Source organism: Mastigocoleus testarum BC008 (genome assembly GCF_001456025.1).
GTDB lineage: Bacteria > Cyanobacteriota > Cyanobacteriia > Cyanobacteriales > Nostocaceae > Mastigocoleus > Mastigocoleus testarum.
Window position 1 is genome coordinate 59,117 of the sequence record NZ_LMTZ01000115.1, and the last position, 12,691, is coordinate 71,807.

A 12,691-nucleotide genomic window follows, 5' to 3' on the forward strand; every position below is an offset into this window, starting at 1 on the left:
GCCGCCGCAAGCGGCATATGGTAATTGGTAACAGTCAACTATTAACTATTGATATCACTTAGGGTAACAGCTAATTTGTTCGCAATTCCGGTAATCCAGTTTTCATCCTGCTTGGTATAACTGCGAGGAGCATTTGCACCTAAGATTAATGCACCATCAGAACCGATTGGTTGACAAATGACACCTTGAGTATTGGGTGGTAAATAATCAAATTCAACCCTACCCGGATACACTTTTAAATCAACTAAATAAATAGGTTTTTCCTTTTCTAGGGTTCTTTTTAAAATTGCTCCTGGATTAACTTCTGAAGAGGGACCCAAAACACCGCGACGCAACAGAACGCGACTTCGATATAAAACCACAATCGAACAGGTAACTGTGTTCGTCAGCAATAAATGAGAAGCCCAAGCGAGCTCTGTTTTAACTATTTCCGGTAAATCTTCTTGTAATTCAAACCCTTCATCACCAATTAGTTCTACTGCATCTGGGATTCTAGGTTGTACTTGCAGCCAAATTAAACCCGTTAAAATTAAAACTGCACTTAAAATTACACCAAGTACATCTCCCCGTGCTTGAGATACAGTTAGTGTCGGTGTATATAGACGATTGATTAATAAAAGTGTAGCGCCTAGCCCTCCAACAACTATGGGTAGACGCCGCAAAACTTTATTTTGATCGTTTTTACTCATAGTTAATAAAAATTACGCTCTTTGACTTTTTACAAAGGGTTACGTCTACAGCATTCAACAGTGTAAAGTCAAGAGTTAAAAGTTAAAAGTTATGAATTCTAGAATTATGAGTTATGAATTATGGAATTAAAGAATTATGAACTGAGAATAATTAATTGAGAATAATTAATTGAGAATTATGAACTGAGAATTACGAACCTAGAAATATAAATCATACAATAATGAATTTGGGATTATAAATCTGTAAGTATCAATTACGAGCTACTGAATATAATATTTCACTCTTAATTATCAACTTTTAATCCTTAATCCTTTAATCCCTAACTCCTAATTCTTAAGTCTTAACCCTTAATTCTTAACTCTTAATTCTTAACCCTTAATTCTTAATCCTTAATTCTTAACTCCTAACTCCAATAATTTTTACTCCTCCCCTGGTTCAATAATTCGCTGAAATAAATACCCAGTTCCCCGCGCAGTGAGAATTAATTCTGGGTTACTCGGATCGTCCTCTAATTTTGCGCGCAGACGTGATATATGTACGTCCACAACACGAGTATCAACGTGTCTTTCAGGGGTGTATCCCCAGACTTCTTGCAAAATTTCGGAACGGGAAAAAGCTTCGCCAGAACGACTTACTAGCAATTCTAATAAGCTAAATTCCATCCCCGTCAAACGGATGCGCTCGTCACCTTTGTAAACTTGGCGTTTGTTGGTGTCGATTTTGATGGTACTAACATGAATTACGCCAGAACTAGGAATTCCTGAAGCACTGGTTTTATCTACCCGACGCAATACCGAGCGAATTCGAGCTTCTAATTCTTTGGGGGAAAATGGCTTAACAACGTAATCATCCGCGCCTAATTCCAACCCAGTAATCCGGTCTGCTACATCTCCCAAAGCTGTAAGCATGATGATGGGAACATCTGACTCCTTTCGTAGCTCCTGACATACACCATAACCATCGAGCTTTGGCATCATTACATCCAAAACTACCAAATCTGGCTCAGAAGAGTGAAACGTATCTAGAGCTTCCTCACCATCACCGGCTGTTACAACATCATAGCCAATCATCGAAAGACGAGTTTCCAGAATGCGGCGAATACTGGCTTCATCATCTACTACTAAAATTTTTTCCTTATGACTTTCCAATTTTCTCGACGCTCCTTCACGAAAAATTTTTCAACATTAATTTTTACTACCATACTATTAAGATATCATTCCAATTATTATGTCGTAAAAATCTGCAAGTCCTGTCATTATTGTATTTAAGCTCGTAAGCAAACTTAATGAAAAATTAAGATTATTTAATTAGATAAAAATGGCTAAGCCAAAAACAATTTATGTTTGTAATGAATGTGGTGCTGAATCTGCTCAATGGTTTGGAAAATGTCCGGCTTGTGGTACGTATAATTCCTTAGAAGAAGAAGTTCTTATCCAATCATCTACAGATTTACCTTCACGAGGTGTGGGTTCGTGGCATTCTTCACAAGGAAAAACCAAAGCAGTCAAAACACCTCAACCAAGAGCATCTTTAAAATTTGACCAAATTAGCGACCGTCAAGTGACCCGTTGGCCTTCTGGGTATGGAGAACTGGATCGAGTTCTTGGTGGCGGGGTTGTACCTGGTTCGATGGTACTCATTGGTGGCGATCCAGGTATCGGTAAATCTACTTTATTATTGCAAGTATCAAATGAACTAGCGCAGAGATATCGAATCTTATATATTTCTGGGGAAGAGTCAGGACAACAGGTCAAACTTCGGGCTTCCAGACTTGGCGTTACTGATGTATTAAATGTCGTTAGCGAAGAAGATAATAAAACTAAAGAAACAAACGATACAAATGGTAATAAAAAGGTATCCAAAAGTTTAGCAGATTTATACATATTACCCGAAACAAATTTAGAGGAAATCCTCAAGGAATTGGAGTCTCTTCGACCAAATTTAGCTGTCATTGATAGTATTCAAACAGTGTTTTTCCCCGGACTAACTTCTGCCCCTGGTTCAGTCGCTCAGGTACGGGAATGTACTGCAGCTTTAATGAAGGTGGCAAAGCATGAAGATATCACAATGTTGATCGTAGGTCATGTAACTAAAGAGGGAGCTATTGCTGGACCAAAAGTATTAGAACATTTAGTTGATACGGTACTGTATTTTGAAGGTGACAGATTTGCTTCTCACCGATTGTTAAGAACTGTTAAAAATCGTTTTGGTGCGACCCACGAAATAGGCATTTTTGAAATGGTCACTAATGGGTTGCGGGAAGTTCCCAACCCGAGCGAATTATTTGTTGGTAATCGCGACGATCCAGCGCCAGGTACTGCGATTGTAGTTGCTTGCGAAGGCACTCGCCCGATAGTTGTGGAATTGCAAGCTTTGGTAAGTCCCACTAGTTATACTTCTCCTCGGCGTTCCAGTACTGGGATAGATTACAGCCGCTTAGTGCAAATTTTGGCGGTACTGGAAAAACGGGTGGGGGTTCCCATGTCTAAGTTAGATTCTTATGTTGCATCTGCAGGTGGTTTAAATGTGGAAGAACCAGCAGTCGATTTAGGAGTTGCGATCGCATTAGTGGCGAGTTTCCGCGATCGCATTGTTGATTCCAGCACGGTGCTGATTGGTGAAGTTGGTTTAGGAGGACAGGTACGTCCCGTATCCCAAATGGAATTACGTCTGAAGGAAGCTGCAAAACTAGGATTTAAACGCGCGATCGTTCCGAAGGGACAAAAATTTCCAGAGTTAGATATTGAGATTTTACCTGTAGCGAAGGTAATAGATGCGATTATTGCTGCAATTCCCCAGCAGACTGTAACTGAGGAAGATTTGAAACCTGATGATGATGGAGTTAAGCGAGTACCGAAGAATGGAGTGAAGCGAATATCGGGGGAGGAAGTTGACCAAATATCGAAGGATGAGGTTGACGAGATACCGGGGGATATAGGTTTTTAGCCATCGCTAAAACTGATAACTATGTGACCTGTAGGGGCGCACCGCTGTGCGCCCTTATCAGTAATATATTTTTTGATCGGAAATTCCATAATTTGCGGTCTGTGGAAGCGCGCGTCGGCATGTTGTGGGCGCACATCGGTGCGCCCCTACAAGTGAGAAACCCAATTTTTGAAAAAAAATTTAATTTTTTCGTTACGCTCTCCAGGTGCAGAGAAGAAAAGAACAGAGGGTAAAATGCTAAAAGTAAAAGTGTCAAGGGCTACAAAAGAGCTCACCCTTCGGGAAGAAAGCTACGGCAACACCCCACACACCACACGCAACCCATTAATGTGGTAGACAATCTCCGGCTTGTGGTTGTAGCGATAGGCACAACGACAACCTTCAGGAGCAAAATACCAGGAGCCACCGCGCAGCAATAAACGAGAACAATTATTATTCTCAGTTCCGTCTATCCACGCACTTCCATCTGTCGGCGCTCCTTCGTAATTGCGATGCCAAGTGTCTTCACACCATTCCCACACATTCCCGTGCATATCGTATAATCCAAAGGCATTTGCTCCACCCAAAGTTCCTACTTCTGTTGTTTCCCCACGGTAGGTACCCTTTGTACCTGCACCATAAGTGGATTGAGCGTTGTAATTTGCTAGTTCCGATGTAATTGTTTCGCCAAAATGAAATGGTGTGGTTGTGCCTGCACGACAAGCATATTCCCATTCTGCTTCACTGGGAAGACGATATTGTTTACCTGTATATTTGCTTATGCGATCGCAAAATTCAACCGCATCATACCAAGATATTCTCTCTACAGGATGCTTATCACCTTTAAAACGTGATGGTTCTGATTTTAAGTCGCGGTTAATTTTAGGTAGAGCAGCTATAGCACGCCATTGTGCTTGGGTTACTGGATATTTACCCATGAAAAAATCTGGAACTGTTACTTCGTGTTGGGGACGTTCTGAGTTCCTGCTACCTTCTTCTGTTTCTGGAGCGCCCATTGTAAAAATTCCACCACGAATGGCGACCATTTCTAAGGTGATGTTTTTGGCAAGGTTTTCGATGAAGTATGAGGCTTGTTGAATTTCTCTATCGATAATTTTTCCACGACGGTTGACGGTGACGACCTCGAATTTAAAATCAGACCAGCGATTAGACTTCACTACTACTTCATTGTTTACATATAAACTTTGCGCTACTTCGTTGATGGTTTTAATTGCGATCTCTTTTTCAGATACAAGCGTGATTTCTTCTATAGGATTGGATGTAGGAGCTTTCAGTACTTGATTAATTACTGGTAATATCGCTGTAGCCACATGGTAAACAGGTAATCTATTAGCACCTGTTCCTAGTAAAGGAAGCAATACACGCTTTAATCTTTGCTCTGCTGCTAGACGAATTACAGACTCAACTGCGTAATTAGTATTAGCAACACTACGAGAGGGAGATTCTACAGTTGTCAGAATAGCGAAGCGATTAGCTTGATAACCGCTTGAAATGAAAAGTTGATTGTTGATCTCATCAGGTAAAGGAACAAATAGAGGATTCTCAGGGCTGATTTCGGTTTGGTTCTTTTCCTTAAAAATATTGTTTATGGATTCAGTACATAAAATACGATTCTGTCCCAAGAAATTACAAAATGAATTTGCGAATCTACCACCAGACCAATATACAACTTCTTCCTCACCTGTGTGATATGAAACTGGAATAACTAAAGCATCAAACGGTAAATACCAAGGGTAAGATGTACACAAGCTATAAATCTTCGTATTTTTTTGCTGCCAAAGAAGATGGCGATTGTTGGGAACTGTAACAGTTATATCAGAGGTACTTTCATCTGTAATCTGCTGTTCCAACTCTTCTGCAAAAAGCGCATAATCTCCACCCAACCGCTTCAAAATCTTCGCTGTCACCTCTGCAAAAGGTTTAACGCCTTCATCATCAGCTTCTCCCGGAGCTTTCAACAGCGCAACAAAATCTTGCAAAGACTTACCTAACTGCGCTGCGACATACTCAGAAACTGCATCCAAAACATCTGCTGAATCCTTTACAGGTGCGGCTTCAAGCAACATACCCCGTATTTCGTCATCCATAAAATCATACTGCACCGTATCGGATAAAGTATCTGCTTCAATGGGTGTTAAAGGTTTTAATAAACCTCCCAGAAATACTTCTGCAACATGAGCTTGGCGAGATTTTGGTAATAAGGTTTCTTGAATTAAGCGCACTACAGGTAAATTAATTACTGGTGCTGCAGCGAGTAAACCAGCTAATTTACGTGCCATTGGTGAAGCTGTCATGCGAAAACGATATACTCGCTCTTGGGCGTTGACTTGAGGGATAGTAGTTAGGGGTCGTTGTTTGCTGTGATTAATTTTGATTTCTGAAGATAAAACAAACCCGGAAGCTACTGCATCGCTTTTTCCTGCTAGCATCTGACTCCAAGCCAAAGCTGGATCTGGTTCTAAAGTTAAAACAGGAATCTTGATACCAGTATCTAAATTAATATCTTTCCACAGCAACAGTTGTTTGATTAATAAATGTTTGTTCGCTACCCCTGCAGTCAAACTTCCCAAACTAACCGCAGCACCCAAACCCAAAGCTGTTTTTAACCACAACCAATCGGGTAACATTTGGATAATCGCTACTGGTTGAGTGTTTGTCCAATCTTTTAAAACTTGGGTTAAAGCACCATTGCGCCAAGTCGCTGCAACACAATCACTCACCAGCAAAATTAAACGGCGACGATTTGGATCTAGAATTTCACGGGGGCTAGCAAAACGTTGTTGGCTTACATTTTGACCAATTCCCGGACGGATATGGATTTGTCCGTTTTCATTGGTGACTAATCCCCAAGCACGTACGTCCCGAAATACTCCATAATGTTCTAGTAAACGCTTTAACTCCCAAATTGTATGTCGCCAAATCAGCATCGATTTGCTTTCGTCAACTACCAAAGCCACATCTAACCAAGGCTCTGGTTCAGATTTGAGTATGGGAATGCAAATTCCTTCAGCAGCGGTACGCTCGACGGTCGCTGTCTCATCTAATACGGTTTTTCTCCCAGATTCCACCCGATGCATCAAAGGTTTTAACACTTGCGCTAATGTTAAAGGTTCGCGTAGAGAAGGTGCATCCGGTACGCGCAAGGGAAGAGCTTTAGTTTTAGAGGATGTTTGAGTTTGATCTTGAATTTCCTGTTGAGTTTCTTCTTGAGTTTTTGGGTAAATTTCTGCAGAAGGAGGTTTGAAAGAAGTTTCGGTATCTCTAGGGTTAGAATTTAATTTTTCTGAGGTGTTGGTATTTGTGGGAGTAGGATTTAATTCTTCTGAGGTGCTTGATTGATTTACCTGTTGTGAAGATATGTTGTTTTGTGTATCTATAACTTCTTGACGTTTTTGATTAAACCAAATGATATCGGCGATTTCTTCCCCGGTTAATTCTAAATCTTTTCCTAAAGCTGCAATCAATTGATTAAATTGGTTATTGGTTGCAGATGATTTATTAGTCATGGGAAATTAAGCCAAAGTCAATCATTACTGGTTAAACTTTTCAATAAAATATCTTTGACCGATTTTTCATCTGCTTCTGACTCTGGAGAAACATCACGAGTAAGCAAATAAATTGTATTCAATAATTGGTCTGTAGCACGTTCCGTATTTTTATCTTTATCTGACAAAAAATCTTTAATTAATCCATCAATTTTCGCTTCAGCATCTTGAAAAAGTTTGTCTTCATCTTGAAAATGAGCTTTAACAATTGCTTTGAGTGCTTCTTCTTGAGGATTAGGCATTTTTACTCGTATGCATCGCCGTTTAAAAGCCGGAGGAAAATCTCTTTCACCATTACTAGTCATAACAATGACTGGGAAAGAATAACAGCGTATTCTCCCTCCTTTAATTACAACTTCAATATCACGATCTTGAGTTTCAACTGTAAATTCATTATTGGAAGCGGAATTATTTTTTTCTACTGATTTTGCTCGTCTTACTAACTCTGGTATCGGAAACTCTCCCTCCTCAAAAATATTTAATAAGTCGTTGGGAAGATTAATATCACTCTTATCAATTTCATCAATTAGTAAAACCCTTGGTAACGCTGAAGGTAAAAAAGCTGTTCCTAAAGCGCCCAAAGTAATATACTTACCTATATCCTGCTTTTCGTTTTGCTGAACATCCTGTAATCGTGCGATCGCATCGTAACGATAAAGTCCTTCTTGCAAAGTAGAACGAGCAGTAATCGCCCAAGACAATACTGGACCTAAATTTAACTCGTGAGCGATCGCGTAAGCTAAAGATGTCTTACCCGAACCAGGTTTACCAGTAACTAATAATGGTCTGCGTAGATAAATTGCAGCATTAACAGCATTAATTACATTGGTAGCATCAGGAGGAATACGGAAATTTTCACCTCTTCTTCTATTTCGATCATTTTCCTCCACTAATGTCTTCAGTCGATCCCAACGTCGATCTTCCGTAATATCTTCAATCTTGCTAAAACGTCGCCAGGGTGGAGGTTCAAGATTTTTTAATTTATCTTCTACCCCTTTTAATTGTTTTCCGTTTCCATGAAAAAAGCGCCAATCTGCCATAATTATGTAGTTTTTACATCCCTGTTTCGATTAAATATTGATTTTGGATAGTTAAATTAAAAGGTACTCGGTGGGGATTGTCGCATAAAAATCCTAGATTATAGCCTAAATAGTTTTCTTTATCTCGTTTCGCATGAGCTCTTTTACGAAGCTTCCACACCAATTCGGTCCAAGTGAACTCATCTTTAAAAAAATTAATATCTAATAATTTATTTATTTCATACTCTATATCTGGTAAGCCACGCCTTGTCCACAAAAAGATTGGTACTCCTCCTCTTAGAATCGTAATAAACAAATCCTCTCTATCAAACTTACTTTCAGGTAAGCAACAAGTAATTTTGACGCCCAATTTTTCTTCTATTTCTAATTCTGTTTCTATTTCTTCCCAATTACAATCATCTACTTGAGATATATGATGAATGTTATTTTCTATATCTCTCTCTGATAAGCAATTTTTCATCCAATAATTGAGTTTTTCCCATCTCGAATATAATCTGTGAAAATATTCGCCATCGTGACTGATAAAACGGTCGAGAGAACGCACTAAAAATTTATATTCACTACCAAATGGTCTTGTCTTATCTTTTAAACCAATCGGTATATCTTTTAAATCTAAATTTGCATCGAGAAGTTGTAAAGGCAAAAAAACTTCAATAACTAAGTTATAAAATCTATGTTTATGAAGATATTGAGTTTTTGCAATACGAATTAAATTATAAATATTATCAACAATATCTGACAAGGAACATTCAATATTAGGTAAATTACTATTTTTTTCTATTTTTATCGATGTAGAATTCGTTTCTTTTGGTAAATAATTAGGAATTAATTCAGCTTGCAGATAAAATTTATCACTACTATTAGGAGTAACTGTGACTAGTAAATAAGAATTTATTCTGGTACCTTGAGATAATTTTTGTACTTCATAGCAAGGTAAACTAATATCAAATTCTTTAGCTATAAGGTTTAGCCAACAATTTAACTGTTCTCGAATATTTGTAGATATTTCTTGTTCTTTAGTTAAGCGTTCTACAAATTCAATAATAGTTGGAATGTCTCGATTATTCTTAGGATACTTATCTAAAAAAATCGTTTTGAATATACCTAAATTTTCTGGTTTTATGAGTTCCGGTAAATTACCTAATATATCTTGGAATTTTGAATTATTTTCTAAAGTTATCCTACATATATTCTTCAGCAGAGCTAAATCAATATAGGCTATTATCAAACATAAATCTTTCCATTGCTGACGTGAAATGGTAGAAAATTTATTTTTTAGATTAATAGAGTCTGATAATTTAGGAAATAATTCTCTTCTTATACTTTTTAAATCATGATTTCCAGGATTTTCTTTACATGCACCTTCAACTAAATTCTTTAATTTTCCTTTTGGCTCAGCCCATTTTTTTATTAAATTAAAAACAATTGCTTTAAAATTGTTTCCTCCGGCTATTTCATCGAGGTTCTCATCTAACTCAATAGCAACCATCATCTCTAATGAGGGTTTATCTGGAAAAGCACTAATAATGGCGTCTCTTAATCTTCCTATTTCCTGACCAGATAATTTAGTTCCGTCATTTGACATTGCTATATATCAATTGTTTTACTTATTAACCAAGTTGCTAGTTACAAATTTCTTGGGTTTTTACCCTCCCCAAATCTCCTTGAAAAAGTGAAAATAGTTCAAAACTCACTTTTTTAGGTGATCTAGAGGGATATAGAAAAATTGAGTCATTAATTAGCAATTTGAGTTATTACTTTCAGAAGCATTAATCAGAAGTAGTATGAGACGATAAAATCTCAACACAGTCATAAGCATTCGGATCTAACGACCTATTCTTGTATGTGATTTCCGGAATTTGAACTCACCACAAACTCGTACTCAATATGATAGCAAATAGCTGTCCTAAAAGACTTCACATGCTTTAGATATCTGTGGTAAACAATGTAATTACTGAGTTTGTATAGATATTTTTATGTAATTGTCAATCTTTAAAATGATATATTTATGTGCTTATTGTTTATCTCAAAACATAGACTGAGGGAGTTGCAAAAAAATATAAATACCATCATTAATGTCTCGTAAGGGTGCACCGACTTGTACCCTAAGAATGATGTATTTTTTAACTGGGAGTCCCTTGAGTAGCGATCGCATTTTTCAAGCAGTATAAAGAATCTCCAAAAACAATCGCTCATAACCTCTCGCAGGAAATGAGCGACCGAACTGTAGCAATATGTAATGAAGTTAGGAATTAATGAATGCGAAAGCCTATAAACATACTTTTGCTCAAATTGGTTTATTCAAACTTAATTTCCTCAAGCTGAAAATAAACCTGAAAATCAAAAAACTTATCCCATTTGTAGAGAGTACTTTGATAAAAGTGCTTTAATTTTTATATCGGCAATACGCATCGTTGACTCTATCATATATTGCTGATCTGGTGTGATGTTCAATTTTTTGATAGCCAAATCGAGGCGATCACCAGAACGCAAATTATGTTTGAGTTCCTTAATTTGAGATGGTTGTAAAATAGCTTGAATATCCCGATTTCTCCGCTGTCTAATTCCTTGGATACGTTGACGGAGCATGGGAGTTAAACTCATTTTTGAGCGAGAATTAGAGTGTTTTGCTGGTTTAACCTGTTCGGTAACAAATGTTGCATTAACAGAACTAACTTTAGCCGTTGCTGCACAAGCAATTCCAGGTGACAGAAAAAAAATCATCATCACAGCAACTACAGCCAATAAAGACAGGCGCTTTGTATTTTTGATAGCCATTATTAAATAATTCACAGCATAAATTCACGGCATAAATTCACAGCATAATATGTCGGGGCTTAGGTAAATTAATCCCCTGAACTGGAGCTAAGACCCAAAATCTTTATTTATTACTCCCCGCTGACTTTTAGAAATGCTGAGGATAAGTTATTTCTACCTCATAATACAAGGAATATTCAACCTTAGAAAAAATAAAAATTTTTCTTTAATATCTGATGGGTTAAATGTTTAACATTACTTTAATCAAACAAATTTTTCTCGGCTCAATATTTTGCAATAAAAATATAAATATTCTCTTATTCACAAGCAAAAACTAGAATGATTAAAACTTTCCAAAGGGTGATTTGGAAAGTCATAAAATTTACAAAGCTACCTTAAACATGCAAATTCTCAAAATATAGCGCTATAACTCCTAACTTCTAACTTCTAACTCCTAACTCCTAACTCCTGACTCCTGACTCCTGACTCCTGACTTCTGACTTCTGACTCCTGACTTATTCATCCGAGTTATTCTTTCTCATAGATTCAATCTGTTGTTGTAATTCTTCAATTTGTCGCTGCAAATCTTCTACTTCTTGATTCTTTTTGGGAGTTCCTGCATCAACATTTACCCCAGAAGAAGATTTTTGATAATTTCCACTCTTGATTTGTTGATATTCAGATGAATTCGACCACTCCTGTAAATAGTGCAAACGTTCTACAGGGAATGGGTGACTGAGCATCATGCCCTGTGCGCCGTTATAAACTAAAAATTTGTATACTTGGTTGAGACCATCAGCATCGAGTGCTTGATAATTTTCCGACTGTTTCTGAAATTCTCTCAAATGGCACTCATGACCATATTTGATGCTACCACCGGAAATTTTCATCATTGTGTTCATGACCGTATCCAAGTCATCCAAAACCAACAATGCAGCTCGGTCGGCAGATAACTCAGCTTTTCTCCGCCACTCAAAGAAAGCAAAGATTAAAGTATTGCTAATTAAATTACCCAAACCGAAGGTTACTTCACTGATAGCAGATGCAGCATTCATCGCCCAAATCGCCATTTGAATTAAAATAGTATGACCGCACTTAATGTGTCCGAGTTCATGGGCAAGTACTGTCCTAATTTCTGCTTCATTAAGTAAATCTAAAGTTCCTGTATTAATGACTATGTAAGGATGCTCTTGTCCTAGAGCATAACTATTTGCTGTCGGATTTTGGGAAACAAACAGTGTAGGTTCTGGATCCACATCCAAATCTCGCACGCATTCTCGAAACATCTGGTAAATAGTGGAATATTGGCGAGGTCCTACTTGGATGGAATTACCCATCAAGTAAACTAGTTGGGGTCTTTCGACAAAAAATTCCATATACTTACTAGCGATTAGGTCAAATCCTGGTAAACCTCTTAAGGCTTGCTCTGCTTGCAAATCCAAGGGGTGACGAAAAGCTGTGCTAGAAATTCCTGTATAAGTAGCCATAGTTCACAATGTTGGGAATAAATCAATGAATAGAATCTGACAGTTGTTTATAAAATTTGCTGCTAGAGTCATTTTTAGTGAGTTTAACAGGACAAAATCAGGAAAAATGTTGGATGTTTAATTTGAGTGTTTGATTTGAAGATTTGAGTGAGTAGTTTAACAATTGAGTAGTTTAACAATTAAGTACTGAATGCTGCTGTGTCTTCCCACTGACAACATAATAGGA

Annotated in this window: 8 protein-coding genes; 1 reads left to right on the top strand and 7 read right to left on the bottom strand. The window is 37.6% G+C overall.

Annotated elements, in window-relative coordinates:
* Nucleotides 1-41: 41 nt before the first annotated feature.
* Nucleotides 42-689: a cofactor assembly of complex C subunit B gene (locus tag BC008_RS28960; RefSeq protein WP_027842177.1), complete on the bottom strand. Its 648-nt coding sequence runs from the start codon at nucleotides 687-689 to the stop codon at nucleotides 42-44.
* Between the two features lie 420 nt (nucleotides 690-1,109).
* Nucleotides 1,110-1,838, bottom strand: coding sequence for a response regulator transcription factor RpaB (gene rpaB, locus BC008_RS28965; protein ID WP_027842178.1), 729 nt, complete (start codon nucleotides 1,836-1,838; stop codon nucleotides 1,110-1,112).
* Nucleotides 1,839-2,007: 169 nt separating this feature from the next.
* On the opposite strand from rpaB, the gene radA reads away from it, so the two are divergent.
* On the top strand, nucleotides 2,008-3,636 hold the full coding sequence (radA, locus tag BC008_RS28970; protein WP_082650657.1) for a DNA repair protein RadA: 1,629 nt from the start codon (nucleotides 2,008-2,010) through the stop codon (nucleotides 3,634-3,636).
* A gap of 290 nt (nucleotides 3,637-3,926) precedes the next feature.
* On the opposite strand, the gene BC008_RS51640 is transcribed toward radA, so the two are convergent.
* From BC008_RS51640 to BC008_RS28995, 5 genes are all read right to left on the bottom strand, one after another.
* Nucleotides 3,927-7,142, bottom strand: coding sequence for an SAV_2336 N-terminal domain-related protein (locus BC008_RS51640; RefSeq protein ID WP_058184104.1), 3,216 nt, complete (start codon nucleotides 7,140-7,142; stop codon nucleotides 3,927-3,929).
* 17 nt (nucleotides 7,143-7,159) lie between these two features.
* Nucleotides 7,160-8,221, bottom strand: a complete 1,062-nt coding sequence (locus tag BC008_RS28980; RefSeq protein WP_027842179.1) for an AAA family ATPase — start codon at nucleotides 8,219-8,221, stop codon at nucleotides 7,160-7,162.
* Nucleotides 8,222-8,234: 13 nt separating this feature from the next.
* On the bottom strand, nucleotides 8,235-9,806 hold the full coding sequence (locus BC008_RS28985; protein WP_027842180.1) for a VMAP-C domain-containing protein: 1,572 nt from the start codon (nucleotides 9,804-9,806) through the stop codon (nucleotides 8,235-8,237).
* Between the two features lie 764 nt (nucleotides 9,807-10,570).
* The gene (locus tag BC008_RS28990; protein WP_027842181.1) at nucleotides 10,571-10,999 is read right to left on the bottom strand and encodes a hypothetical protein; all 429 of its coding nucleotides are present in this window, start codon (nucleotides 10,997-10,999) and stop codon (nucleotides 10,571-10,573) included.
* Nucleotides 11,000-11,493: 494 nt separating this feature from the next.
* Nucleotides 11,494-12,465, bottom strand: coding sequence for a M48 family metallopeptidase (locus tag BC008_RS28995; protein ID WP_027845076.1), 972 nt, complete (start codon nucleotides 12,463-12,465; stop codon nucleotides 11,494-11,496).
* Between the last annotated feature and the right edge of the window lie 226 nt (nucleotides 12,466-12,691).

Excerpts from the sequence above, each read along its gene's own strand:
- BC008_RS28960 (WP_027842177.1), bottom strand. The coding sequence starts at position 689 with ATGAGTAAAAACGATCAAAATAAAGTTTTGCGGCGTCTACCCATAGTT.
- BC008_RS28990 (WP_027842181.1), bottom strand. The coding sequence starts at position 10,999 with ATGGCTATCAAAAATACAAAGCGCCTGTCTTTATTGGCTGTAGTTGCT.
- BC008_RS28985 (WP_027842180.1), bottom strand. The coding sequence starts at position 9,806 with ATGTCAAATGACGGAACTAAATTATCTGGTCAGGAAATAGGAAGATTA.
- radA (WP_082650657.1), top strand. The coding sequence starts at position 2,008 with ATGGCTAAGCCAAAAACAATTTATGTTTGTAATGAATGTGGTGCTGAA.
- BC008_RS28980 (WP_027842179.1), bottom strand. The coding sequence starts at position 8,221 with ATGGCAGATTGGCGCTTTTTTCATGGAAACGGAAAACAATTAAAAGGG.
- BC008_RS28995 (WP_027845076.1), bottom strand. The coding sequence starts at position 12,465 with ATGGCTACTTATACAGGAATTTCTAGCACAGCTTTTCGTCACCCCTTG.
- BC008_RS51640 (WP_058184104.1), bottom strand. The coding sequence starts at position 7,142 with ATGACTAATAAATCATCTGCAACCAATAACCAATTTAATCAATTGATT.